General features: G+C 49.4%; 23 protein-coding genes. 17 read left to right on the top strand and 6 right to left on the bottom strand.

Annotated features, from left to right (window positions below; translation table 11 throughout):
• Nucleotides 1–10: 10 nt before the first annotated feature.
• Entirely contained in the window at nt 11–367 is a 357-nt protein-coding gene (locus H8S75_RS11415) for an MGMT family protein (RefSeq protein WP_187021657.1), read from the top strand.
• Nucleotides 368–483: 116 nt separating this feature from the next.
• Here the strand turns inward: H8S75_RS11415 and H8S75_RS11410 are convergent, their stop codons facing one another.
• Both H8S75_RS11410 and H8S75_RS11405 read right to left on the bottom strand, forming a co-directional pair.
• A complete protein-coding gene (locus H8S75_RS11410) occupies nt 484–963 on the bottom strand; it encodes a NanQ anomerase/TabA/YiaL family protein (protein ID WP_187021655.1) in 480 nt (159 codons plus the stop codon).
• Between the two features lie 121 nt (nt 964–1,084).
• Complete coding sequence (locus H8S75_RS11405; RefSeq protein ID WP_187021654.1) at nt 1,085–2,074, bottom strand: LacI family DNA-binding transcriptional regulator; 990 nt, start codon at nt 2,072–2,074, stop codon at nt 1,085–1,087.
• Nucleotides 2,075–2,390: 316 nt separating this feature from the next.
• Here H8S75_RS11405 and H8S75_RS11400 point away from each other — a divergent pair, with 316 nt between their 5' ends.
• From H8S75_RS11400 to H8S75_RS11355, 10 genes are all read left to right on the top strand, one after another.
• Entirely contained in the window at nt 2,391–3,635 is a 1,245-nt protein-coding gene (locus H8S75_RS11400; RefSeq protein WP_187021652.1) for a metal-dependent hydrolase family protein, read from the top strand.
• 30 nt (nt 3,636–3,665) lie between these two features.
• Entirely contained in the window at nt 3,666–5,333 is a 1,668-nt protein-coding gene (locus H8S75_RS11395) for a sugar ABC transporter ATP-binding protein (RefSeq protein WP_349768905.1), read from the top strand.
• Complete coding sequence (locus tag H8S75_RS11390; protein WP_110326445.1) at nt 5,320–6,366, top strand: ABC transporter permease subunit; 1,047 nt, start codon at nt 5,320–5,322, stop codon at nt 6,364–6,366. The genes H8S75_RS11395 and H8S75_RS11390 overlap by 14 nt, the downstream gene beginning before the upstream one ends.
• Entirely contained in the window at nt 6,366–7,634 is a 1,269-nt protein-coding gene (locus tag H8S75_RS11385) for an ABC transporter permease subunit (RefSeq protein WP_187021650.1), read from the top strand. Before H8S75_RS11390 ends, H8S75_RS11385 begins: the two co-directional genes overlap by 1 nt.
• Nucleotides 7,635–7,676: 42 nt before the next feature.
• Entirely contained in the window at nt 7,677–8,873 is a 1,197-nt protein-coding gene (locus tag H8S75_RS11380; RefSeq protein WP_187021649.1) for a DUF3798 domain-containing protein, read from the top strand.
• A gap of 32 nt (nt 8,874–8,905) precedes the next feature.
• Nucleotides 8,906–9,730: a pyrroline-5-carboxylate reductase gene (gene proC, locus H8S75_RS11375; protein WP_187021647.1), complete on the top strand. Its 825-nt coding sequence runs from the start codon at nt 8,906–8,908 to the stop codon at nt 9,728–9,730.
• On the top strand, nt 9,727–10,653 hold the full coding sequence (locus H8S75_RS11370) for a ketopantoate reductase family protein (protein ID WP_187021646.1): 927 nt from the start codon (nt 9,727–9,729) through the stop codon (nt 10,651–10,653). The genes proC and H8S75_RS11370 overlap by 4 nt, the downstream gene beginning before the upstream one ends.
• Before the next feature lie 392 nt (nt 10,654–11,045).
• Nucleotides 11,046–12,464, top strand: coding sequence for an ABC transporter substrate-binding protein (locus tag H8S75_RS11365; protein WP_187021644.1), 1,419 nt, complete (start codon nt 11,046–11,048; stop codon nt 12,462–12,464).
• 75 nt (nt 12,465–12,539) lie between these two features.
• On the top strand, nt 12,540–13,514 hold the full coding sequence (locus H8S75_RS11360) for a carbohydrate ABC transporter permease (protein ID WP_187021642.1): 975 nt from the start codon (nt 12,540–12,542) through the stop codon (nt 13,512–13,514).
• Nucleotides 13,514–14,359 (top strand): carbohydrate ABC transporter permease, encoded by an 846-nt coding sequence (locus H8S75_RS11355; RefSeq protein WP_002600550.1) that lies wholly within the window; start codon nt 13,514–13,516, stop codon nt 14,357–14,359. The genes H8S75_RS11360 and H8S75_RS11355 overlap by 1 nt, the downstream gene beginning before the upstream one ends.
• Nucleotides 14,360–14,553: 194 nt before the next feature.
• Here H8S75_RS11355 and H8S75_RS11350 read toward each other — a convergent pair whose 3' ends face one another.
• On the bottom strand, nt 14,554–15,477 hold the full coding sequence (locus H8S75_RS11350; RefSeq protein WP_187021641.1) for an AraC family transcriptional regulator: 924 nt from the start codon (nt 15,475–15,477) through the stop codon (nt 14,554–14,556).
• A gap of 133 nt (nt 15,478–15,610) precedes the next feature.
• On the opposite strand from H8S75_RS11350, the gene H8S75_RS11345 reads away from it, so the two are divergent.
• Nucleotides 15,611–17,701, top strand: coding sequence for a glycoside hydrolase family 3 protein (locus H8S75_RS11345; RefSeq protein ID WP_187021639.1), 2,091 nt, complete (start codon nt 15,611–15,613; stop codon nt 17,699–17,701).
• Nucleotides 17,702–17,881: 180 nt separating this feature from the next.
• Here the strand turns inward: H8S75_RS11345 and pdaA are convergent, their stop codons facing one another.
• A complete protein-coding gene (gene pdaA / locus H8S75_RS11340; RefSeq protein WP_110326427.1) occupies nt 17,882–18,691 on the bottom strand; it encodes a delta-lactam-biosynthetic de-N-acetylase in 810 nt (269 codons plus the stop codon).
• A 191-nt stretch (nt 18,692–18,882) separates the two neighbouring features.
• Here pdaA and H8S75_RS11335 point away from each other — a divergent pair, with 191 nt between their 5' ends.
• From H8S75_RS11335 to H8S75_RS11325, 3 genes are read left to right on the top strand one after another with little or no spacing between them, the layout of a single operon-like run.
• Nucleotides 18,883–19,257, top strand: a complete 375-nt coding sequence (locus H8S75_RS11335; protein ID WP_187021637.1) for a GntR family transcriptional regulator — start codon at nt 18,883–18,885, stop codon at nt 19,255–19,257.
• Between the two features lie 10 nt (nt 19,258–19,267).
• On the top strand, nt 19,268–20,128 hold the full coding sequence (locus H8S75_RS11330) for an ABC transporter ATP-binding protein (protein ID WP_187021636.1): 861 nt from the start codon (nt 19,268–19,270) through the stop codon (nt 20,126–20,128).
• Nucleotides 20,125–20,769, top strand: coding sequence for an ABC-2 transporter permease (locus tag H8S75_RS11325; RefSeq protein ID WP_187021634.1), 645 nt, complete (start codon nt 20,125–20,127; stop codon nt 20,767–20,769). Before H8S75_RS11330 ends, H8S75_RS11325 begins: the two co-directional genes overlap by 4 nt.
• On the opposite strand, the gene H8S75_RS11320 is transcribed toward H8S75_RS11325, so the two are convergent.
• Together H8S75_RS11320 and arcC are read right to left on the bottom strand one after the other, a co-directional pair.
• On the bottom strand, nt 20,748–21,578 hold the full coding sequence (locus H8S75_RS11320; protein ID WP_187021633.1) for a PHP domain-containing protein: 831 nt from the start codon (nt 21,576–21,578) through the stop codon (nt 20,748–20,750). The genes H8S75_RS11325 and H8S75_RS11320 overlap by 22 nt on opposite strands.
• 107 nt (nt 21,579–21,685) lie before the next feature.
• Entirely contained in the window at nt 21,686–22,618 is a 933-nt protein-coding gene (gene arcC / locus H8S75_RS11315; RefSeq protein WP_002600542.1) for a carbamate kinase, read from the bottom strand.
• Nucleotides 22,619–22,902: 284 nt separating this feature from the next.
• Between arcC and H8S75_RS11310 the strand changes: the two genes are divergently transcribed.
• Together H8S75_RS11310 and H8S75_RS11305 are read left to right on the top strand one after the other, a co-directional pair.
• Nucleotides 22,903–23,649, top strand: a complete 747-nt coding sequence (locus H8S75_RS11310; RefSeq protein WP_187021918.1) for a CPBP family intramembrane glutamic endopeptidase — start codon at nt 22,903–22,905, stop codon at nt 23,647–23,649.
• On the top strand, nt 23,646–24,665 hold the full coding sequence (locus H8S75_RS11305; protein WP_002600540.1) for a glycosyltransferase family 2 protein: 1,020 nt from the start codon (nt 23,646–23,648) through the stop codon (nt 24,663–24,665). Before H8S75_RS11310 ends, H8S75_RS11305 begins: the two co-directional genes overlap by 4 nt.
• Nucleotides 24,666–24,767: the final 102 nt, after the last annotated feature.

Genomic DNA, 24,767 nt, shown 5'->3' with positions numbered 1-24,767 from the left:
AAGAGGTACTATGGATTTTTATGAGCGTGTCAGATTCGTCATGAATCATATTCCATATGGAAAAGCGGCCACCTATGGCCAGATCGCCCTGTTATGCGGGAAACCCAGGAATTCGAGGCAGGTGGGGTATGCACTGAACCGCCGCCTGGGGGGAAAGGATCTGCCTGCACATCGCGTGGTGAATGCCTCCGGATATCTAAGCGGGGCGGCTTCCTTTCGAACTCCGGATACGCAGAAGAAGCTTCTGGAAGCGGAGGGCGTAATCGTTGACGACGAGAACCGGGTGGATTTGAAGCGGTTTGGGTGGCATCATGCGCTAGAGGACGCACTGGAATTCCGTGAATGGTTTGAGCAGAACGGAATATGACGGTGCGAGCGGGGAGAGTTTATTTATACATGTTTGTCAGTGAAATACTTAAAGGGGACCCGCAGAGAGGCTTTTGCCTCTGTGGGTCCTCTTTTCTGGAACAACCAATGGACTATTTAAATCGAGTCTTTCATTAAATCCATATGTACTTTGACGACTACTTTGCGGTATGTAATGGGTTTCCCTTCATAAGCCACACTGGGGCGGTGAACATCCCATGGGAAATAGACGGCAATGCAGCCAGGGAGACAGTGGATAAAGCTTTCGTTCTGAATATCCTCCAGGAAATAGAGGTCGTCGCTCTCGTGAGCCTCCGCTACCGCATAAGTACCCGGATTCGGGGTGATGCCTGCAAGATCTTCACCCTCCGGCCAGTACTGTACATCTGCATAGTGGTGATGTATTTCAGGGCGGGTATCTTCAAACGGAATGGAGGTCTGATCAAATACTTTGACATACATGAGATTTCCCTCAAGCGGGTAGTCTCCCGGTTCCATATGGAAAAAGTCGGTTGTTTTTAAATATTCAACAGCGCGTCTGATCGCTGATGGACAGAGAGAAAAATCATTTGTGGAATTTAAACTCGAAAAAATCATTGTGAATACCTTCTTTCAGAAAACAAGTCTTCGGGTTACACAGTGAAATCGATTGCAATCACACTATATCAGATTTTTTCAAGAAAGGCAATCCCTAAAATTAATTTTCTGAAACGCAGAATCAGGGAGTCGATTCCCTGACAACGATGGCGGAGGGAAGAATCATCTGTCGTGTCGTAGTACGGTTTTCCAGGCAGTCGATCAAGATCCGGCAGGCGGCAATGCTGGAGTCAAAGGTTTTGTTATCCAGTGACGTAAGCGTGGGAATGCAGATTTCACCATAGATGGAGTTATCGACACCAATGACGGATACCTGATCCGGGATAGCAATACCCAGGTCATACAGCGCCCGTATGCCTCCGGTAGCGATTAAATCGACAGAATAAATGATTCCATCCACATCCGGGTGATCCTTTAAAACTTCCAGAGTGGCTCTCTTTCCGTCCGCTGCCGTGGTGCCGTGGGAATCGTAAATCCAGGGCTCTGTCTGGTCGAGAAGACGTATGCCTCTGCGAAATCCTTCCACCTTTAATTCGCAGCTTGGCGTATGGCAGTCGCGGACAAATGCCAGGCGTTTTCGCCCTTTTTCCGCCAGAAGGTTTACACAGGCTTCCACTCCATGCAATTCATCGGACAGAACTCCGTAAATATTCGGCGCATCTAAGAAGGCATTGATCATGACGATCGGCACCTTGCTCAGATGGCGCTTGATGGCTTGTGCAACGGATTCTGTCTGAAAGGAGGAGCCGATCAGCACTGCTCCCTCCACACGGCGCTGCTCCAGAATAGAGATTGCCTGGGCGCGCGATTCATCATCGTCACCGGTATTTAAGATAACGCAGCAGTAGTTAAGGGCGGCCAGCTTGCGCTCAATATAGTAAGCCCCATCAGTATGATGGATGTTACGGATATCCGCGATCAGAATTCCGATAATGCGGGAAGACTGGCTGACCAGGCCTCGGGCTGCGGCGTCGGGGGTATAGTGGTACTTCTTTAAAAGCTTCTGCACTTTTTTTCTTACTTCCGGATTAACCCCTGTTTTGTTATTGATAACACGGGACACACTGCTGGCGGAAACGCCGGCTTCTTTTGCAATATCATAGATTGTCATAGGCGATGCACTCTCTCTTTTTATAGTTATCGTATCTCATTGGAAATTCCAATCCCTTCTCCGTCAGTTTACAGAACTCCCCCGCTATTGTAGATTATATCCAAAATAAGGAAAAAATGTAAAGGCATTATATAAATTTTTTTTAATACTTGACAAAGTAGGATTGCTACGACTATAATCATAGCATAAACTGAAATCGATTGCAAACTATAAATTCGTTTAATTCACTATAATTTTGACGGAATATATATCGAATATAAGGATATCGATTGCATATTCTCTGTGAAATAGACGGGAAAGTACGAGGTAAGGGGCTATGAAAGCATTTACACATGCAAGAGTAATTGACGGCAGGGGCGGTTATATTCCGGATGGTACAGTTGTGGTGGACGGCAGTACCATTGTGAATGTGGGGGCTGCGTCCGGGGTGGAGATTTTGGAGGGCACAGAGATTGTTGACTGCGGCGGACGTACGCTGATGCCGGGACTGATGGATGCGCATACACATCTGGAGACAACCGCCTCCAACAATGTTATTAACGAAGTTGCTCAGTATAATCTTCCAACCCGCACGATGCGTTCTTACTGGAATGCGCTGGAGACGATCCGTGCCGGTATCACAACCGTGCGCGATGTGGCGGACATTGGTGACTGCGTGATTGCGGTCAGGAATGTAATCAATCAGAAACTGCTTCCCGGACCCAGGATCATCGCTTCAGGAAAGGCGATTAATCAGACGGGCGGCCATGCTTCCATGTCTACAGAGTATCAGTGGTCCAGACCGGATGCAGGCGGTTCCGGACACTGTGTAGATGGAGAAGCCGAATGCAGGAGAGCGATCCGCACGGAAGTAGCGGCAGGCGCGGACCTAATTAAGATTTATGTTACCTCCGGTTTGTATGATCCTTTCCTTGGTAAGCCCAGAGACGAGTTTTCCCAAAAGGAGATTGAGGCTCTGTGTGAGGAAGCCGCAAATTCAGGTAAAAAGGTAGCGGCTCACTGCCATACCGCGAAGTCAGCCAAATACTGTATCGAGAACGGCGTGGCTTCCATCGAACATGGAATGATGATTAATGAAGAGACTCTGGAGTTGATGAAAGCTCATGGAACATTCTGGGTACCTACCACAATCGTTTACCAGCTGATGGCAGATGGCGCAAAGTACGGTCTTGGCAGCTCCACAATTGAGAATTCAAGAAAGGCTCTGGTAAACCAGGAAAAGATGTTCCGCAAGGCTCTGGAGATGGGAATTAAGATTGGCATCGGAACTGACTGCGGAGGTGTGCTGATTAATCACGGGGAGACGGCGAGAGAACTGGAGTGCTTAAACCGCTGGGGAATGACCGCGATGGACTGTATCCGGGCGGCAACCAGTGCGAATGCAGAACTGCTGGGTATTGATTCTATAACCGGTTCTGTAGAAACGGGGAAGGAAGCAGATATTCTTATTGTAGACGGAGATCCTCTGGAGGACATCAGAATTTTACAGAACCAGGAAAAGATTCTCGTCGTTATGAGGGGCGGGGAATATTACAAGGATACGTTTAGCGGTCTGCGATGATAATCAGGAGAGAATGGGGGTGACGAGGCAGTGGGATATGAGTACCTTCTGGAAATGAATCACATAGGAAAGGAATATTACGGAGTTCGGGTACTTAAGGATGTCAGTATCCGTCTGAAAAAAGGGCAGATATTAGCACTGCTCGGTGAAAACGGGGCAGGCAAATCGACACTTATGAATATACTTTTCGGAATGGACGTGATCCACTCTACCGGCGGTTTTTCAGGAGATGTCCTCTTCGAAGGGAAGCCGGTGAAGATCATGAAACCCTCGGATGCTTCTGAACTGGGAATTGGAATGGTTCATCAGGAATTTATGCTGATCGATGGGTATGAGATAGCGGAGAATATTCGCTTGAATCGGGAGATTACGAAGGGTAATCTGTTCAGTCGCATTATAAGCAGAAAGCTGGAGACGGTCGATAAGGTCTCAATGAGAGCGGATGCAAGGAAGACGCTTAACTCTCTCGGACTCGAGGGGCTGAGTGAAACAGTAGCGGTAGAGGATGTGTCCGTCGGTTACAAGCAGTTTGTGGAGATCGCAAGAGAACTGAATAAAAAAAATATAAAGCTGGTCGTTCTGGATGAGCCGACAGCGGTGCTGACGGAAGGGGAGGCTAAACAGTTTCTGGACTGTGTGCGCGCAGTCGCGGATCAGGGAATCTCTTTTATCTTTATCAGTCACCGTCTGGATGAGGCTATACAATATGCGGACACCGCGGTCGTACTGCGCAACGGAGAGCTCGTCAGTCAGTGCGATATGGAGGGCGTGACGGCGATTCAGCTGTCAGAGATGATGATTGGACGAAAGGTGGAGTTGGTGACGAAGGAGCCAAAAACGGAGTCCGAGTTATATAGCCCGGTTATTCTGTCCATGAAAAACTTTCATGTGGAGATGCCGGGAGAGCTGGTAAAAGGAATCGACCTGGAGGTGAGAGAAGGGGAAATCTTGGGAATCGGCGGTCTGGCCGGCCATGGGAAGGTGGGGATCGCCAATGGTATCATGGGACTGTATCCTGCGTCGGGCGAGGTCCTGTACCGTGGAGAGACTCTTTCTGTAGCGGATACGTTGTCAACCCTTAAGAAAAAGATTATGTTTGTGTCGGAGGACCGGAGAGGCGTTGGTTTGAATCTGGACGCCTCCATAGAGATGAATACAGTAATCGCTGCCCTTCGGGTGAATCAGGAGTATTTGAAACACATTGGTTTTATGCGCTTTTATAACAAGAAGGCGGCGGCCGAATATGCAAAAAAGATGATCGAAGAGATCGATATCCGGTGTACCAGCAGCAGTCAGCCCTGCAAGCGGCTGAGCGGAGGAAACCAGCAGAAGGTATCGATTGCCAAGGCGCTGGCTATGAATCCGGAGGTGCTCTTTATCTCAGAGCCGACGAGAGGAATCGATATCGGGGCGAAGAAGCTGATTCTTAATTATCTGGTGCAGTTAAACCGGGAACGCCATATGACAATCATTATGACTTCCTCGGAACTGGCCGAACTGCGATCCGTCTGCGACCGCATTGCGATTGTCACCGAGGGAAAACTGGCCGGTATCTTAAAGCCCAACGATGAAGAATACAAATTTGGCCTGCTTATGAGCAGTTCCGCCGAAGCAATGGAGGAACAGGGCAGAGCCAAAAAGGAAGAAAACGGATTCAGAAAGGAACAGAAGGAGGTGGGGAGTCATGCAGCAGATTAAGCGTCTGTATCAGGCAATCGGCTTTTCCAGATTTATTATCATGGTATTTCTGGCCGTCCTCGTTCTGCTTACATTTACACTGCATCTGGACAGTGGAACCATTGTTTCAGATGTGTTGGTCCGTATCGGACTTAACAGCTTCTTTGTTTTAGCCATGCTTCCTATGGTAGAGTGTGGTGTCGGCTTGAATTTTGCACTTCCGCTTGGAATTCTCTGCGGCCAGCTGGCCGGCGTACTTTCTGTAGAATGGGGAATTCAGGGGATGAAGGGAATTCTCGCGGCATGTGTACTGGGGTCTGTATTTGCAACGGTTGTGGGGTTCTTATATGGTCTGCTCTTAAACCGGCTGCGTGGTTCTGAGATGATGGTGGGAACGTATATCAATTTTTCCATTGTCTCACTGATGTGTATGGGATGGATGCTGTTTCCGTTTTTTACAGATCCGAGAATTAAATGGGCCATGGGAAATGGAGTGCGCAGCACGATTACCCTGGATGGGTTTTACGATAAAGTATTAAACAATCTGCTGGCGTTTAAGATCGGAAATGTCACGATTCCTACGGGATTATTCCTTGTATTTGGACTGGGGTGTTTGGCATTCTGGGCATTTCAGAAGAGCAAAACCGGAGTTATGATGAAAGTCAGCGGTATGAATCCTATGTTCGGAAAGTCAATCGGAATCGATAATGACAGGATGCGGGTAATGGGTACTGTATTATCCACAATCTGCGGCGCCATAGGAATTGTGATCTACGCACAGGGAATCGGTATGTATCAGCTGTATACTGCACCTCGTAACATGGCATTTCCGGCTATTGCGGCGATCCTGGTCGGAGGTGCGACCCTGAAGAAGGCCAATATCTGGCATGTAATCATTGGTGTTGTACTTTATCAGGCGATTCTGACGATAGCACCGGTTGTCTCGGCGCAGCTCATCGACGATGGAAGCAGCCTGTCTGAAATTGCGAGGGTCATTATCTGTAACGGAGTTATCCTTTACGCATTGACAAAGATCGATGGGAGGAAAATCTGATGAAAGCAAGAGTACGAAATGTATTGAGCAGGAATGCCGTGACGCTGCTATTCGTCATTTTATGTATTGGAAGCATTCTTTGCTCCGGCCAGCCTCTCGGCTATATTGTGAAAGAGACAGTGGCCCGTATTTCGAGGAATGCGGTTTTAATTTTATCACTGATTTTACCTGTCCTTTGTGGAATGGGACTGAACTTCAGTATTGTAGTGGGAGCGATGGCGGGGGAGATCGCTCTGGTGATGATCACCCACTGGAATATCGGCGGTGCGCCGGGTATGCTCCTCGCAGCGGTGATTGCCAGCATTCTGGGCGGTCTGTTTGGATTGGCAGTCGGAAAACTGATGAACCGGGCTGTTGGCCAGGAGATGATTACGGGGATTATCCTGGGCTATTTTTCAATTGGTTTGTTTGATCTGACTTTTTTGATCCTGCTGGGCCGTGTGATCCCGTTTCAGGATGCGGAACTGATGCTGTCCAACGGAGTGGGCCTTAAAAATACCATTGCATTTCATGATGATGTTAAGAATTATTTGGATCACATCTGGCGCATAACGCTGGATTGGTCTCTGATATACGCAGCGCTTACGGCAGTGGCAGTGCTTGCAGTCTTGGTACTGCGAAAGAAAAAGAGATGCGGGGGGACTCTTTTGGAAGCTGTAAAAGGCAGCCGTAAGTCTGCGGCAGCTGCGGTGGTGCTTACGATATCTGCCGCGCTGGTTTGGCTGGTTCCGCCTCTCCAATCGGCGTGTGCAGCAACACAGATTCCCATGGTTGTTGGGATGATCATTGCTCTGCTCTGTCTTCTAACCGCATTTATATCCAGGACAAAGATCGGACAGGATATCCGGACGACGGGGCAGAACATGGATGTTGCCATTGTCTCCGGAATCAATGTAGGACGCTGCCGTCTGTTCTCTATTACATTTTCTACGATTATAGCAGCCCTCGGTCAGGTGATTTATTTACAGAATATGGGCAACATGAATACATTCAGCAGCCATGAGCAGGTTGGGCAGTATGCGATTGCCGCTCTTTTGGTAGGTGGTGCATCCATTAAAAAGGCCAGCATTGGCCATGTGTTTCTGGGAGCAGCTTTGTTTCATATCCTGTTCTTTACCTCGCCGCTCGCGGGGAATCAGCTGTTTGGCGACGCACAGATCGGAGAGTATTTCCGAGTGTTTGTAGGTTATGCGGTTATCACGATCTCTTTGGTGCTGTATGGTTTGAAACAGGCTGCAGATAAACATTCTAAAGAAGAAAATAAATAAAAAACAAAAATAAAAAAGGAATCAACATTAAGGAGGAAGATTATGTTTAAAAAAGTGATTTCAACTGCACTGGCACTTACAATGATCCTGGGTCTGACTGCATGCGGAAGTACAGTAGGCAGCGGAACACCGGAGACGACAACTACGGCAGAGGCCGCGAAGGCGGCAACGGATGAAACTCTGGAAAAGACGGTGGAGGCGGCAGAAAACGCCGGTTATAAGATCGGAATTATGACTACCACCGTATCCCAGGCGGAAGAGGAGTACCGGGTTGCAGAGGACCTGGTTGCAGAATATCCGGACACGGTTGTCCATGTGACGTTCCCGGATAACTTTGCAACAGAGATGGAGACAACCATTTCCACCGCATTATCCCTGGCATCTGATCCGGATATGAAGGCGATTATCTTTACCCAGTCTGTAAGCGGAACAGCGGCAGCGATTGAGAAGATCCGTGAAGTCCGCGATGATATATTTATCTGGGCTGGACTTCCGATGGACGATAATGACGTGATTGCACAGGCGGCAGACGTTGTATTTAACACAGACTTTTCGACTGCTGGTGTTCAGGACGCGGAAATTCTTAACGAACTCGGCGTGAAAACCGTTCTGCACTATTCCTTCCCACGCCATCTGGCGATTGCGACGAAACTGGCGTATCATGACAATTTAAAGGCGAAATGCGAAGAACTGGGAATTGCCTTCGTGGACGTAACGACACCGGATCCGACATCGGATGCAGGTACAACAGGAACACAGCAGTTTGTTCTGGAGGACGTGCCGAAAAAGCTGGATGAGTACGGTGAGATGACTGCATTCTATGGAACGAACCTCTCTCAGACAGAGCCAATTATCAAGACACTGGCAGACCGCCAGGAAGGATATTATCTGATTATAAAGGATCCATCCCCTACATTCTATGCCAATCCTCTGGGAATCGAGATCCCGGAAGAGTACGCGGGTGATTACGATTATCTGAACAAGCAGATCGTGGAAAAAGCGGCGGAGAAGAACATGACAGGTCACTTTACCGGCTGGCCGCTGTCTGTTACGAATATGTCCTTAAGAGGCGGTGTTCAGTACTGCATGGAATACCTGGACGGAAAGACCAATGGAAAAGTCGATATCGATGCCCTACAGACTATTTTGACCGATCTTGCGGGCGAGGGAGCGAGCGTTACCCTGTATGAAAACTATGAAAATTATTTTGCAGTAACGGCACCGAACATGACCTATTAAGTAAATTACATAGGAAAGGGAGTTGGGATCTAATGGAACGGAAATTTGGATTCATTGGCGGCGGCAATATGTGCAGGGCGATCATCGGAGGAATGCTGAAAGCGGGAATTGCAGAGCCAGGAGATATCCTGGTTTCGGATAAAAACCATAGGGGGCTGGAAGCTTTGAAGGCGGAATATGGGATTGGAATAACCGATGAGAACTGTAAAACAGCAGCCTTCGCAGACATTCTGATTCTGGCAGTAAAGCCGAATGTCTGCCCAGCGGTAATTGCAGAGATCAGGGAAACGGTCCGCCGTGAAAGTGTGGTCGTATCTATTGCAGCCGGTTTATCGCTCTCTGTCCTGATGAAGTGCTTAAATTGTGACATTCCAGTTATTCGTGTTATGCCAAATACACCGGCCATGGTGGGAGAGGGTATGGCGGCTGTCTGTTCTAATAATCTGGTGTCCCAGGCCCAGAGGGAAGATGTGCTGGCGGTGTTCCGAAGCTTTGGCCGTGCGGAGGAGGTGGCGGAGAGCCTGTTTGATGTTGTCACAGCGATTTCAGGCTCATCACCCGCCTATGTCTATCTTTTTATTGAGGCGATGGCGGATGCCGCGGTTGCAGGGGGTATGCCGCGAGGGCTGGCTTATACCTTCTGTGCCCAGGCTGTGGCGGGCAGCGCCAGGATGGTTCTGGAGACGGGAAAACATCCGGGAGAGCTGAAGGATATGGTATGCAGTCCGGGAGGAACGACGGTTGACGCGGTTATGGAACTGGAAGAGCGGGGGATGCGCAGCGCGGTGCAGAATGCAGTAACGGTCTGTATGAGCAAATCAAAGTCTATGGGAAAGCAGCAGGAAGATGCCGTATGAAAATAGCTGTGTTAGGAGCAGGCGCCATGGGGCTGTTGTTCGGCGGACTGCTCAGCAGGAGAAACGAAGTATGTATTTATGGACATCATGCGGAGAAAACGGATGATTTGAAGAAGAACGGAGTCCTGATTCGTGAAAAAGACGGGGTAGAAAATTATTTCTTTCCGCAGGCGGCTGTGTCGGGGGAAAACTTGGGGGAGACACCCGATGTGGTTATGCTTTTTACTAAATCACTGGTATCCAGAGAGGTTCTGGAGCAGAACCGTGGACTGTTCGGTCCGGATACACTTCTTCTTACACTTCAGAATGGATGTGGGCATGAGGAACTGCTGAAAGAATTTGTGGACGAATCTCATGTGGTCATCGGAACGACACGCCATAACAGCGTTTTAACAGGAAATACTTCGGTTCTCCACGGAGGCGGAGGAGCTACCTGTATTGGCTTTGTACATGGCAGAAATACTTCGATATATGCACTGGGGGAAGAGATGTCAGCGTGCGGTATAGAGACCAGTGTATCTGAAGATATCCGACGCTTGATCTGGGACAAGCTGTTTGTGAACACTTCTGTAAGTGTCGTATCCGGAATTTTACAGGTGTCCCAGGGCTATTTATTGGACAATGCCCATGCATGGAGCCTGGTAGAACGGCTGGTAAGAGAGGCGATAGAAACAGCACGGGCAGAGGGCATTGTTTTCGAACCGGAGAAGGTGCTGGAAGGTCTCCGCAGTCTGTTGGAAGGAGCCAGGCAGGGATATCCCTCCATATACGCTGATCTTCGTGATGGAAGAAAGACGGAGGTAGATGCCATCAGCGGTTCGGTAGTACGCTCCGGTCACAAAAACGGAGTCCCTGTTCCTTCTCATGAAATGGTCGTGGAGCTGGTTCATGCGATGGAGGGGAAATCGAATCAGACTGTTTAAGAAATAAGAAAGAGGAGTGCTGCAGAACAGATCATTGCGGATCGGTCCTGCAGCATTTTTGGTTTATGGTAATAAACGGATTATATGACTAACAAACCATTCATATATTGCTGATGTATGCATGCCGCTAATTAGATAAATATAAACAAAAACAAAAATAATCACGGATTAGTTCCACGATTGTTTTACAAAATGGGTAAAAATACATAAAAAAAATAATAGAATGAATAAATATTTATCACAACACACAAAGATACATCGCAATTTGTGTTGCGTAAAAAGCAACATATGTAGAGAAAATCCCCTTTTACATATGGTAAAATGAATCCATCAAAAACGTTGCAGGCTTAGAACGAATGAGCTTGCGAACCATGATCAAAGGAGGATTTACAATGAAAAAAATGATCGCTGGGTTATTGTGTGGCTGTATGATCGCGGCTTCTTTAACGGGCTGTGGAAAAGCGCCTGCTTCCGATGGCGGTGCGACAGAAAAGGCTGCCGGTGCGGAGGCAGAAAAAGCAGCGGATAAAACCGAAGCTTCTTCCGATTCCGGTTCCAAAGTAATTAATGTCTGGTCGTTTACCGACGAAGTGCCAAAGATGATTGAAAAGTACAAAGAAATGCATCCGGATTTTGATTATGAGATTAAAACAACAATTATTGCGACTACTGATGGCGCGTACCAGCCGGCGCTGGATCAGGCACTGGCATCCGGCGGCAGTGACGCGCCGGATATCTACTGTGCGGAAGCCGCATTTGTCCTGAAATATACGCAGGGTGACGCCAGCCGTTATGCCGCGCCATACGAAGATCTGGGAATTGACGCGGATGGTAAGATTAAATCCTCTGAGATCGCACAGTATGCGGTCGATATCGGAACGAATCCTGACGGTAAAGTGGTGGCGCTGGGCTACCAGGCAACCGGCGGAGCGTTTATCTATCGCCGTTCCATCGCCAAGGACACCTGGGGAACCGATGATCCGAAGGAAATTGGTGCAAAGCTTGGCGCAGGCACCAATGACTGGACACAATTCTTTAACGCGGCAGAAGAGCTGAAGGGCAAGGGCTACGGCATTGTATCCGGCGACGGAGATATCTGGCACGCAGTGGAAAACAGCTCGGACAAAGGCTGGATTGTGGACGGAAAATTAAACATCGATCCAAAGAGAGAGGCATTTCTGGATTTATCCAAGAAGTTAAAGGACAACGGCTATCACAATGACACACAGGACTGGCAGGATGCGTGGTTTGCCGATATGAAGGGAGAAGGCGCAAAACCGATTCTCGGCTTCTTCGGACCGGCGTGGCTGATTAACTATACCATGGCGCCAAACTGCGGCGGAACTGCTGTTGGTGAAGGAACATTTGGCGACTGGGCTGTCTGTGATTCACCCATCGGCTTCTTCTGGGGCGGCACCTGGGTACTGGCTAATAAGGACACCAAAGTGAAAGACGCGGTTGCGGATATCATTGACTGGATCACTCTGGACGACGCAGAAGACAGTCTGCAGTATATGTGGGCAAATGGAACCATGAATGACGCAGGTACAAAGGATGCGGTTGCATCCGGTGCGGTTATGAGCAAATCGGACGGCTCCGTCGATTTCTTAGGCGGTCAGAATATGTTTGATGTCTTCGTTCCGGCCAACAAGTACGCCAATGGTACAAACTTAACCCAGTACGATGAGACCATCAACAACTACTGGCGTGGTCAGGTGCGTGAATACACTGCCGGTAATAAGAGCAGAGAACAGGCGATCACGGACTTTAAACAGCAGGTAGCCGATAATCTGGATATCATTGTGGAGTAAGTACCAGAGACAGAACATCAGCAAGGGGAGGACGGCAGTTTCTGTCCTCCCCCATTTTACCGGGAGGTTATAACTATGAAACGCAAACGATTGAGATATGCGAAATGGGGTTACATATTCTGTGCTCCGTTTGTACTTGGATTTCTGATCTTTTCCCTGTATCCCATTATCTTTACCGGGGTGATCGGGTTTACGGATTTTAAGGGAATGGGCGCCGTGGATTTTAATTTCCTGGAGGACCCGTTTCAGAACTTTAAAACAGTGCTTTCCAATCCGTCATTTAAGAAGGCGTTCGGCAACACCATCCATATATGGCTGTTCAACTTCGTTCCCCAGATTGGTCTGGCGCTCCTGCTGACTGCGTGGTTTACCGACAAGCGGTATCACATTAAGGGGGAAGGGCTGTTTAAGGTGCTGTTCTACATGCCGAATATCATCACGGCTGCGACTATCGCTATCCTGTTTAACGCCCTGCTGGGATATCCGATGGGACCGGTCAACGATATCTTTATGCGCCTGGGAATTTCAAAGGATCCCATCAACTTTCTGGTTGACAAGTCGGTGGCCCGCGGAACGGTGGAATTTATCCAGTTCTGGATGTGGTATGGCTATACGATGATTATTCTGATTTCCGGCGTTATGGGAATCAATCCGGAGCTTTTTGAATCCGCAGAGGTGGATGGAGCAAACCGGATTCAGACATTTTTCTATATTACCATTCCAAATTTGAAGACCATTCTGCTGTTCACGCTGGTTACCAGCTTAATTGGCGGTCTGCAGATGTTCGATATTCCTAAGCTGTTTTTAATGGGCGGGCCGGACAATGCCACGCTTACCACCAGTGTCTTCATCTATAATCAGGCGTTCAGCGGCAGTTACATGTACAACCGCGCCGCCGCGGCAAGCATGATTATGTTTGTAATCATCTGCGCAGCTTCTGCTGTCCTGTTTTTCCTGATGCGGGATAAGGACGAGGTGCTTCTGAATAAACAGATGCGCAGACAGGAGCGGGAATACAGAAAAGCGTTAAAAGAAGGGAGGAAAAGCTGATGAAATATAAGAAGCGTACTTCGACCGCGTTAAAAATCGTTATTTACGTTGTCTGCATCTGCCTTGCCATACTGAGCATCCTTCCTTTCTGGATCATGATCGTCAACGCCACGCGTTCTACGACACAGATCCAGCAGCATGCCATCTCGATGATCCCCTCCGGCTATATGATGCGCAACCTGTCCATACTGCTGGGCAAGAGCTTCAACCCGATGGTGGGATTTATGAACTCGCTGATCATCTCGGCATTTTCCACAGGCTGCGCGGTGTATTTTTCCACCATGACTGCCTACGGGCTGGTGGTGTATGACTGGCGGCTGCGCAGACCATTTTTCAGCTTTATCATGGCGGTTATGATGATTCCGGCCCAGGTGACGATGATCGGTTTTTACCAGATGGTATACCGGATCCACATGACAAATCAGCTGTCGATGCTGATTCTGCCCGCGATCGCTTCCCCGGCCATGGTGTTCTTTATGAGGCAGTATATGCTGCCGTCGCTGTCTCTGGAAATCGTGCAGGCGGCCCGGATCGACGGGGCGGGAGAGTTCTATATCTTTAATAAGATCGCCATGCCGATCATGAAACCGGCGATTGCCACACAGGCCATATTCAGCTTTGTATCCAGCTGGAACAACTTGTTCACACCGCTGGTGCTCCTCACGAACAAAGACAAATACACAATGCCGATTATGGTAAGCCTTCTCCGTGGCGATATCTACAAGACGGAATACGGTTCCGTCTATCTGGGGCTGGCCCTGACGGTGCTTCCGCTGATCATTGTGTATTTACTGCTGTCAAAATACATCATTGCCGGCGTCGCCCTGGGCGGCGTGAAGGGATAAGGCAGTGATTAGTACGGCGTTGCATGAGTTCCGGTGAATTCTGCACTCGCTATTCACGCCAGGACCACGCCCACGAAGCTAGACGTAGGGTCCGCTACGCGTCGCTTCGCGGACGCGCCCCTGACGCAAATATCAAGCACAGAATTCACTGAAACTTACGCAGCGCTGTACTAGATGGCCGATAAAAGCGCGGTCTAGAAGACCGGAATATTCTCCGGCACGTCCTCGATGAATTTCGTGCGGTATTCACTGGGGCTGTAATTCGTATACTTTTTAAAGCATCGTGTAAATGATGTCGAGTTGTTAAATCCCGTCTGAAATGCGATGGATGTGATCGAGGCGCCGGTCGTCAGAAGCGTCTGGGCCGCCTGGATCCGTTTGCGGCTTAAATAATCGTAAAAGGTTGAGTTCGTGTGCTGTTTGAACAGCCTGGTGAAGTGATATTTGGAAAATCCCGTGTAATCGGCCATCTTTTCCAGCGTCAGCTGTTCAGCATAGTGATCGTTGATATAGGCCAGCAGGCTGTTGAATTTCTGGTAATAATCGTAACTCTTCTCGGCGGTATTATCTGTGCCGGCGAAAAGGGTGTCGTAATGTTCCCGGCCGATCGTGGTCAGAATATCGATTAAATTAGCATAAATCGAGTATTCCCGAAAGGTGACGCCGGGAGAAAAATAGAGATTGCTGATCTCCATAAGCCTGGAATAGATATGTTCGTAGATTCCTGTGTTCGTCCGTTTCGTCAGAAGGCAGGGGTCCAGCAGCACCGGCTCCAGGGCGCTGTAATCGTGGAAGCTGGTTAAAGGGTCCATGTTGAACATAAAAAAGAAGCGCTCGCCCCAGTCCGGCTTTATAATCTCATGAAGTGTGAGTCCGGGGATAAAAAGAATGTCGCCCGGCTCCAAATAGTATGTGACGTCCTTGACGATAATGGTGTTTCCATTTTCGATCGGAACAAGAATCTCGATGGCACTGTGCTGGTGCAGGGCATACCCCTCATTCTGGACATTGTGCCAGATGCGGATATTGGAATTTAAGTAGTAATCTACTTTTTCCACGTATCCTTCCAACTCCCTGCCGTGGTATTCATCCGGCAGTGTATAGTTTAAACGGCTCATACTGCGTCCTCCTTTCACTGGAAACGGTGAAATCATGATGCAATTATACCGCAGCCATGCAGGCTTGAAAAGAAAAATATGGTATAGCTTTACCAGGATAAGAATTTTGAATAAAGATAATTTGGAGGAACCTATGGACAGACAGAAAGCAAGGCAGAAAGCAGTGGAACTGGTGGAACAGATGACGGTGGAGGAGATGGCCTCCCAGATGCGCTACGACGCGCCCGCGATACCGAGGCTGCAGATATCGGCCTACAACTGGTGGAACGAGGGACTGCACGGCGTGGCCAGAGGCGGTACTGCTACCGTGTTTCCGCAGGCCATCGGGCTGGCGGCCATGTTTGACGAGGAGACGATGCGCAGTGTGGCGGAGGTCGTATCGACAGAAGGCAGGGCAAAATACAATGAATTTCAGAAGGAAGGCGACACGGACATCTATAAGGGACTGACCTACTGGACTCCGAATGTGAATATCTTTCGGGATCCCAGATGGGGCAGAGGCCATGAGACCTACGGAGAGGACCCGTATCTGACTTCCCGCCTTGGCGTTGCTTTCGTAAAGGGCCTTCAGGGAGAGGGCGAACACTTAAAGACAGCCGCCTGTGCAAAGCATTTTGCCGTGCATTCCGGGCCGGAGGCGGTTCGCCATGAATTTAACGCCACCACAACGAAACGGGATTTATGGGAGACGTATCTGCCTGCATTTGAGGCCTGTGTGCAGGAAGGCGGCGTGGAATCCGTCATGGGAGCATACAACTGCTATGAGGGAGAGCCGTGCTGTGCCAGCACACTGCTGATTGAGGAGATTCTTCGTGGAAAATGGGGATTTGAGGGCCATTTCGTATCGGACTGCTGGGCCATCCGTGACTTCCACCAGAGCCACATGGTGACGGACAATGCAGAGGAATCAGCTGCTCTGGCCGTCTCAAAGGGCTGTGATTTAAACTGTGGAAATACGTATCTATACGTACTAAAAGCGTATGAGAAAGGGATGATTACGGAGGCGGAGATTAAACAGGCCGTTGTGAGGCTGTTTACGACCCGGTACCTGCTGGGCATGGGCGAGACGACAGAGTACGATGCAATTCCGTACGAGACGGTGGAATGTGAAGAGCACCGCAGACTGGCTGTGGAAGCGGCTGAAAAGAGCATGGTCTTACTGAAAAACAACGGAATACTGCCTTTGAATCCGGATACTGTAAAAAAGATCGCGGTGATCGGTCCCAATGCGGACAGCCGGATCGCGCTGATCGGAAATTACCACGGAACCTCGTCCCACTACACGACGATCCTGGAAGGGATTCAGAATGAAGCGGCGGAGGGAACCACAGTGCTGTACGCTCAGGGCTGCCATCTCTTTGAGGACCGGGTGGAACATTTAGGACTTCCGGGAGACCGGCTGTCAGAGGCGAGAATCGCTGCGAGGCACAGCGATGTGGTGATTCTCTGCGTCGGGCTGGACGAAACGCTGGAGGGCGAGGAGGGTGATACCGGCAACAGCTATTCCTCCGGGGACAAAGAGGGACTGGAGCTTCCGGCCTCTCAGCGCAGGTTGATGGAAGAACTTCTGGCCCAGGACAAACCAGTGATCGTCTGCAATATGACGGGAAGCGCCATCGACTTATCGCTGGCCCAGGAAAAGGCCAAAGCGGTGATTCAGGCCTGGTATCCGGGAGCGGAAGGCGGCACGGCGTTTGCACGGCTGATCTTCGGCAAGAGCGCTCCGGGGGGAAAACTTCCTGTGACTTTTTATAAAGATTTATCCGCGCTGCCGGCGTTTGAGGATTATTCCATGGAGGGCAGAACGTACCGTTATATCCGGGAAGAGCCGCTGTATCCGTTTGGTTTTGGATTAACCTATGGGAAGACGGAGCTGTCTGACGGAGCAGTAGACGGAAAGAAAGCGTATGTCACAGCGCGGAACACCGGAGACCGGCGTGCGCGTGAGGTGATCGAAGTCTATGTCAATCCCGTAGATTCGCCGGACCGGGCAGAGCACTGGAGTCTGTGCGGCTTTAGGCGGATAGATCTGGAACCGGGAGAAGAAAAGCGGGTGCAACTGGATCTGGGAGCCCATACGTATGAGTGCGTAAACGCCGAAGGCGAATATGTGGAAAATGCGTCAGTTTATGAATTCAGTATAGGAACGAGCCAGCCGGATGCCAGGAGCAGACAGTTAGGAGCGGCGGAGCCGGTTACTGTGATTTGCCGGAGAAGGAAGTGAGCAGGGGGATTTGTGGGTAAAGATACGCGGACTTTATGCGTGGAGGATTGAGGAAAAGGGAGAGCGGGTGGCAGGGAGGGAAATGTTTCGCTGTGTACTGGAGCCACGCTTCCGTTTCCTCGATACCCCGCGCAAAAGTCCGCGTATCCCCATCCACTAAGCCTGTGTGATTTCTGCCTCTTATTCTGTCACAAGCTGATCCAGTGATTTAAATGTATATCCCATCTCTTCCCATTTTGTCAGTAGTTCATCAAGAATCTGGGCGTTGGTGCTGGAGGTGCTGTGAAGGAGGACGACGGCACCGGGGTGGATGCGTCCCAGAAGTTTTTTGAAGGCTTCCTCTTTGGACGGCTGTTTATCCTGGTACCAGTCTACATAGGCGAGGCTCCAGAAAAATGTGCTGTATCCCATGTCTTTTGCCATCTGCAAATTGGTTTCGCTATACTTTCCCTGGGGCGGACGATAGTATTTTTTCATGGTCTGTCCGGTGGTCTCAGTAAACAGCTTCTCTAAATCTCCCAGCTCTTTCTCAAACGCTTCCTTAGATGATATTTTTGACATATCGGGGTGGTGGTATGTGTGATTGCCTACGATATGGCCTTCCGCCACCATTCGCTTTACGAGATCCGGTGCGGTCTCTATGTAGTTTCCAACCACAAAAAAGGTGGCCGGTGCATTGTGCTTCTTTAACGCGTCCAGAATCGCAGGGGTGTTGCCGTTCTCGTAGCCTGCATCAAACGTTAAATAGAGCACTTTTTCTGGTGTGTTTTCTGCATAGTATGCGTTGAATTTCTTTAGGTAATCGGCGGTAGCATTGGCTACTGGGGGCTGACCCTCCTGCTGGAAGCTTAAGCCCCAGTTCCCGTCAGCCGCCGTTTCTACCGCCTGTTTTCCATCCGTCATCATGGCGCCGAATCGGCCGGCCATAAAGGCCAGGGCAAATAAAAGCAGCACCTTTACCAGACGGAAGAGTTGTTTTTTCTTATCCATAGCATCACCTGAGTCCGTTTGGTTTAATATATTGGGGAATGGTCTGTCTCTATTCGCATTTTTAGGTTTTATTTCTGCGGCGGGAAATGGCTGTTGACAGATGTGTGATGGGATGATATAGTGTATATATAAACTATATACAATGATTACAATGAATGCGGGATAGGGATAACAGATTTGGAGGCGGTGCAGTGAATATCATCATCAGCAATTCCAGCGGTAAACCAATATATGAGCAGATCACATCTCAGATAAAGAATCTGATTATCAGCGGCCATCTGAAGGCGGGGGACGCCCTGCCCAGTATGAGAACTCTGGCTAAGGATCTGCGGATCAGCGTTATTACGACGAAGCGGGCGTATAACGATCTGGAGCAGGAAGGGTTTATAGAGACGATAACCGGAAAAGGCAGCTTCGTGGCGGCAAGAAACACGGAGGTGATACGGGAAGGAAACTTAAGGATCGCGGAAGAGTATTTGACGAAGGCCGTGGACATTGCCAGGAGAAGCGGCATTACCTGTGAAGAACTGTGCGATGTATTAAAGATGCTCTATGACGGAGAGTGAGGGAATAATTATGGAATATGCAGTCAGAATACAAAATTTAAGCAAGCAGTATCCGGATTTTTCATTAAATAACATCAGCCTCAATATTCCCAAGGGAAGTATAATGGGGCTGATTGGGGAAAATGGATCCGGAAAATCCACGACAATCAAGGCCATGCTGGATATTGTGAAGCGTGACGCAGGTGAAGTCGAGATTCTGGGCATGGATATCAGGGAGCGGGAGCAGGACATTAAAGAGGAGATCGGCGCGGTCTTCAGTGAAAGCCAGTTCCATGATTTTCTCAACGCCGTTCAGATATCGGGAATTATGAAAAGAATCTATAAAAATTGGGATGAGGAGCTGTTTTCCTCCTATCTTTCCAGGTTCGCTCTTCCGGAGAAGAAAAAGGTTAAGGAATATTCAAGAGGAATGACCATGAAGCTGGCGATCGCGGCCGCACTGAGCCATCATCCGAAACTTTTGATTCTGGATGAGGCGACCAGCGGGTTAGACCCGGTGGCGCGGGATGAGATTCTCGATCTCTTCTTTGAGTTTATTGAGGATGGAGAACACTCTGTACTGATTGCCTCCCACATAACGAGTGACCTCGACAAGGTAGCGGATTATATTACAATGATCCACAATGGAAGTATCCTGTTCTCTGAGGAGAAAGATCAGCTTCTGGAGGATATGGGAATTCTGCGATGCGGGGAAGAAGCGTTCGCCGGGCTGTCCGGTGTCCGTATCGTGGGAGTCAGGCGGAATCCTTATGGAGTGGAAGCACTGATTCATGGGAGAGATATTGTGAAAAGAAGATATCCGGAGCTTGTGGTGGACCGGACGAACATCGAGGAAATCATGCTGTATTCCGTTAGGAGGGATCGAAAATGACAGGATTACTAATCAAAGATATGTATATCATGCGCCAGAGTATAAAGTCAATGCTGTTTATCCTTGTGGTGTGGTCAGTTGTTTTTCTTGGAGGTAAAAAGACGGGAATGTTCCTGATTCCCATGTTTATCATGATAGCTGGAATGAATGTACTGAATCTGTTTTCCTACGACAGGCAGACAAAGTGGGAGACGTATGCTCTGACTATGCCGATCCCCCGCTGGAAGATGGTACTGGAGAAGTATCTGTACTCGGTCTGCATTGCTGCTTTCTTTGGGATTATAGCAGTGGCGGCTGTGGCCGCCGCGACAGCCATAAAAGGCATGAGAATGGGACCGGAATTTCTGTTTGAGCTGCTGATTAACTGGCTGACCGGCGTTGCCCTGGCATTCTTTTATAATTCGATCTCCATCCCGCTTACGTACTGGCTGGGTGTGGAGAAGGCCAGAATGATTCCCAGCGTTTTAATTGGAGTGGCAGTCTTTTTAATCGTAGCGCTTGCGTCTGCGTATGGGGATGATATTGCTGTAAGTGACAGCACAGTGACTGCCGTCATCATCGCGGGAGCTCTGGGAACTGTTGTGATGATGGTGCTCTCGTACTTCATCAGCGTGTCGGTCTATAATAAAAAGGAGTTTTGATCTGTCTCCATCCCCATATGGTTCCTGTTTTCGGAACCATGAAAATCACTGCCGGCAGTCGTAAACAGTCCATATTCAGCGGCGAGTCCGTTTAAAAAGCTTTTTTCAGAGTCGGAAAATGCGGGATATTCGGTTTCTATGCCATCGATTCCCAGGAGCGCCAGCTCCTTCAGCATGATGGACACCTCCTGTGCATGGAGGGACTGTTTCTGAAAATGGCGGTAGCAGTTATAAGGATGGGCCCAGACGGCTTTTCCTCCCGCATGGTGGATGGCCGCGATGCCGTCTTCCACGGTGATATTGGCTTCTGTCAGGGCTTTCGCATAGGAATCGACCAGTTCCGCGGCCTCCTCGCTGACCGCAGGGTAAGCTGCCCTGACGTGCGCCATGACATCTCGAAGCTGAAGGACATTTCCGCAGCTCATGGGGACAGCCGGGATACGAATCGGATATCCTGACGCGGTTACAGCCTCTGCCAGTTCCTGGTAGACGGCTTCCGTCCGCTCTTTCCGGGCGGAGAGCAGCGAGCACAGCACCGGATCGGTCTCATCGAACCCGTAACCAAGCAGGTGGATGGACTGGGAAGTGGGGAGACTTCCCCAGAGCTGTTCCGCACACGTAATTTCCGTGCCGGTAACGTAGCGGATACGGCCCAGGCAGCGCTGTCTGGCCCTGCCGATGCCCGACAGCGTGTCATGATCCGTGACCGCCATGGCGAGAATTCCGCAGTTTACCGCCATGTCAACGACAGTTTCCACTTCGCAGATTCCGTCTGAACACAGCGTATGCATATGATAATCAACTTTCATAAAGCCTCCTGAAATAAAACGATTGTTTCCATTCTCTGGTCTATGACGATGAATCCCTCCACCTGTAAAGATGGAGGGATTTCTTCATAAATGTAACGGGTTTTCTTTTACTCGATTGTCGTACCGGCCTTGCCTGCCAGACTCGCCTTCGCCTTGGAAAGAGAGGTGATGATGGCGCTGCGGCCCTTGCCGTGTGTGACGAAGTCCACGGACGCTTCAATCTTCGGCAGCATGGAGGCAAATTCAAACTGCCCTTCATTGATATAGCTCTCAGCCTCTTCGATGCTCATGTGTGAGATCGGACGCTCATCCGGCGTGCCGTAATTAATGGTGACGTTGTCGACACTGGTCAAGATCATAAGGACATCGGCGTCGATCTCCTTGGCTAAAAGTCCCGCCGCCCTGTCTTTTTCAATGACCGCGCTGGCGCCCTTTAAGTTATAGCCCTGTTCCATAACCGGAATTCCGCCGCCGCCGCAGGCGATGACGATCTGATCCGCATCCATGACAGCCTTGATCACGTCGATCTCCACGATAGAAACCGGCTTTGGTGACGCGATCACTCTGCGGAATCCCTTTCCGGGAATCTCTTCCACGTAATTTCCCTTTTCTTCCTCTTCCTTTGCCTCCCCGGCCGTCATGAAGCGGCCGACCGGCTTCATGGGTGTGTAGAAGGAGTCGTCGTATGGATCTACCATCATCTGGGTGAGGATGGTGGCTACTGGTTTATAGATACCGCGTTTTACCAGTTCTGCGCGGATTCCATTCTGTAAATCATATCCGATATATCCCTGGCTCATGGCTGAGCAGACGGACATGGGAGCAGAGGTATAACCGTCATGCTGTTTTCCGAATTCATTCATAGCCGTGTGAATCATTCCGACCTGCGGAGCGTTGCTGTGCGTTAAAGCAACCTGCCATCCGGCCTGGATAAAATCCGCGATTACTTTCGCCGTTTCAGTCACCGCTTCTTTCTGTTCCGGAAGATTTGTTCCCAGGGCATTGTGACCCAATGCCATAACAATACGTTTCTTTGCCATATCAGTTACCTCTCAGTTCGATGTAATTTAATCAAAAAAGTATAAGGATATTATATTATCTGGACAAAGAAAAAGCAACCAGTTCTTATTTTCACAGGATTGTGTGCCGGGCTGCCGTCACTGTTTACAGCGCCCGCCGGCCCTTGTCATACCGGCGCTGCGGTGGGAACCGGACATAAAAATCAGGAAATGATAAGGAATAATTTAGAAAATTGGGGCTGGATATATTGCTAAGAAATGATATAATGTTCATATTAATATAGGTAAAGAGAGGTTAGAGATTGATGGTGGTTCTGTACCTGATACTTCCGCTTGTGTTTTATAGTCTGGTGACGGGTGTCATCGCGCTGACTCTGCCGTTACAGGCTCTGATGTGCACTCTGCTGGGTGCCGCGGTTACGTTTCCGGTACTCTATTACTGGCCTTACCAGTTCGATCAGGCCAGACGGGGCGTGATGCCGCCCATACCATTTCGGTTTCGGAGCTGCCTTCCCATCCTTATCCTTTTGGGAATTGGAATATGTTTATCTGTCAATAATATGATTAGTTTAACACCGCTGCCGGAGTGGTCTCCCGGTTTCAAAGAGGTCGGGGAAGCACTTTACTCCCCTCCGTTTCTGATTCAGATACTCGGGCCAGGGCTGGTGATACCTGCGGCAGAGGAGATGATATTCCGGGGGCTGATGTTCGCTCCGTTAAGAGACCGGATGGCGTTCTGTCCGGCCGCCCTGATATCGGCCGTACTGTTTGGGCTTTACCATGGCAATCTGCTTCAGGGAGTCTATGCATTTCTTCTGGGGCTGGTCATGGCATGGCTTTATGAGCGTTTTCAGACGCTGGCCGCTCCCTGGGTATTTCATGCTGCAGCAAATGTTACATCGATTGTTATTGTGAATACAGGACTTGGGATTCTGGCGGAGAAAAGGTCAGTGTATGCGTTTTATACCGCTCTTGCGCTGGCAGTTGTTCTCTCGGTTTTTTGTTTGATCAGAATAGAACGTAAGACGAATATAAAGGAGGAAGAAGTGTGAAGTTATTATCCATTGCAATTCCATGCTATAATTCAGAGGCCTATATGAGGCACTGCATCGAATCGCTTCTGCCGGGAGGCGACGAGGTGGAGATTCTGATTGTCGACGACGGCTCCACGAAGGACCGTACGGCGGAGATAGCAGATGAATACGAAAGAAAGTATCCGGGTATCTGCCGGGCCATCCATCAGGAAAATGGCGGACACGGTGAGGCAGTTAATACAGGGCTTCGCAATGCCGAGGGCATTTATTATAAAGTTGTGGACAGTGATGACTGGGTGGATGAGGCGGCCTATCAGGAGATACTCTCGACCCTTCGCCGGTTTGTATGCGGCGAGGAGACTCTGGACATGTTGATCAGCAACTTTGTCTATGAGAAACAGGGCGCAAAGCGAAAAAAGGTTATGAACTACCGGACGGCGCTTCCGCAGAACGAGTTATTTACCTGGGATGATGTGAAGGTCTTCATGCTGGGCCAGTATATTCTGATGCATTCCGTCATTTACCGCACGGAACTTCTGCGTGAATGCGGATTAGAGCTTCCAAAACATACATTCTATGTGGATAATATTTTCGTATACCAGCCTCTTCCTCATGTAAAGACCATGTACTACTTAAATGTGAATTTTTACCGGTATTTTATCGGAAGAGAAGACCAGTCGGTGAACGAGGAGGTCATGATCGGCCGAATCGACCAGCAGATCCGCGTGACGAAGCTGATGCTTGGCTACTGCGACGTGACGAAGCTGAAGAAACGCAAGCTCCGCCGCTACATGGTGCGCTATCTCGAGATTATGATGACGGTTTCTTCCATACTGGCGATCAAGTCCGGGACAGAGGAGAACATGGCGAAGAAGAAGGAGCTGTGGCAGTATCTGCGCAAGCTGAATCTCACGCTGTATCTCCGGCTGAGATGGGGATTCCTGGGACAGGGAACGAACCTTCCGGGCAAGAGCGGCCGTAAGTTTTCCATTGCAGGATACAAGATTACACAGAAATTCTTCGGTTTCAACTGATTTGCAGAAATATAAAGTGAAAAAGAGCCTCCAGCCGATCGGATCGACGGGAGGCTCTTGATTGTTATGGCGGCCCGAACGGCTGGCGCCGGGTGACCGTTT

The sequence above is a fragment of the Hungatella hominis genome, from assembly GCF_014288005.1.
Taxonomy (GTDB): Bacteria; Bacillota; Clostridia; order Lachnospirales; family Lachnospiraceae; genus Hungatella; species Hungatella effluvii.
Note: the sequence above shows the minus strand (reverse complement) of the source record. Positions and strands in the feature narration are given on the sequence as shown.

What these genes read in the sequence shown, in the direction of transcription:
- H8S75_RS11415 (WP_187021657.1), top strand. Translation starts at nt 11, where the DNA reads ATGGATTTTTATGAGCGTGTCAGATTCGTCATGAATCATATTCCATAT.
- H8S75_RS11410 (WP_187021655.1), bottom strand. Translation starts at nt 963, where the DNA reads ATGATTTTTTCGAGTTTAAATTCCACAAATGATTTTTCTCTCTGTCCA.
- H8S75_RS11405 (WP_187021654.1), bottom strand. Translation starts at nt 2,074, where the DNA reads ATGACAATCTATGATATTGCAAAAGAAGCCGGCGTTTCCGCCAGCAGT.
- H8S75_RS11400 (WP_187021652.1), top strand. Translation starts at nt 2,391, where the DNA reads ATGAAAGCATTTACACATGCAAGAGTAATTGACGGCAGGGGCGGTTAT.
- H8S75_RS11390 (WP_110326445.1), top strand. Translation starts at nt 5,320, where the DNA reads ATGCAGCAGATTAAGCGTCTGTATCAGGCAATCGGCTTTTCCAGATTT.
- H8S75_RS11385 (WP_187021650.1), top strand. Translation starts at nt 6,366, where the DNA reads ATGAAAGCAAGAGTACGAAATGTATTGAGCAGGAATGCCGTGACGCTG.
- H8S75_RS11380 (WP_187021649.1), top strand. Translation starts at nt 7,677, where the DNA reads ATGTTTAAAAAAGTGATTTCAACTGCACTGGCACTTACAATGATCCTG.
- proC (WP_187021647.1), top strand. Translation starts at nt 8,906, where the DNA reads ATGGAACGGAAATTTGGATTCATTGGCGGCGGCAATATGTGCAGGGCG.
- H8S75_RS11370 (WP_187021646.1), top strand. Translation starts at nt 9,727, where the DNA reads ATGAAAATAGCTGTGTTAGGAGCAGGCGCCATGGGGCTGTTGTTCGGC.
- H8S75_RS11365 (WP_187021644.1), top strand. Translation starts at nt 11,046, where the DNA reads ATGAAAAAAATGATCGCTGGGTTATTGTGTGGCTGTATGATCGCGGCT.
- H8S75_RS11360 (WP_187021642.1), top strand. Translation starts at nt 12,540, where the DNA reads ATGAAACGCAAACGATTGAGATATGCGAAATGGGGTTACATATTCTGT.
- H8S75_RS11355 (WP_002600550.1), top strand. Translation starts at nt 13,514, where the DNA reads ATGAAATATAAGAAGCGTACTTCGACCGCGTTAAAAATCGTTATTTAC.
- H8S75_RS11350 (WP_187021641.1), bottom strand. Translation starts at nt 15,477, where the DNA reads ATGAGCCGTTTAAACTATACACTGCCGGATGAATACCACGGCAGGGAG.
- H8S75_RS11345 (WP_187021639.1), top strand. Translation starts at nt 15,611, where the DNA reads ATGGACAGACAGAAAGCAAGGCAGAAAGCAGTGGAACTGGTGGAACAG.
- pdaA (WP_110326427.1), bottom strand. Translation starts at nt 18,691, where the DNA reads ATGGATAAGAAAAAACAACTCTTCCGTCTGGTAAAGGTGCTGCTTTTA.
- H8S75_RS11330 (WP_187021636.1), top strand. Translation starts at nt 19,268, where the DNA reads ATGGAATATGCAGTCAGAATACAAAATTTAAGCAAGCAGTATCCGGAT.
- H8S75_RS11325 (WP_187021634.1), top strand. Translation starts at nt 20,125, where the DNA reads ATGACAGGATTACTAATCAAAGATATGTATATCATGCGCCAGAGTATA.
- H8S75_RS11320 (WP_187021633.1), bottom strand. Translation starts at nt 21,578, where the DNA reads ATGAAAGTTGATTATCATATGCATACGCTGTGTTCAGACGGAATCTGC.
- arcC (WP_002600542.1), bottom strand. Translation starts at nt 22,618, where the DNA reads ATGGCAAAGAAACGTATTGTTATGGCATTGGGTCACAATGCCCTGGGA.
- H8S75_RS11310 (WP_187021918.1), top strand. Translation starts at nt 22,903, where the DNA reads ATGGTGGTTCTGTACCTGATACTTCCGCTTGTGTTTTATAGTCTGGTG.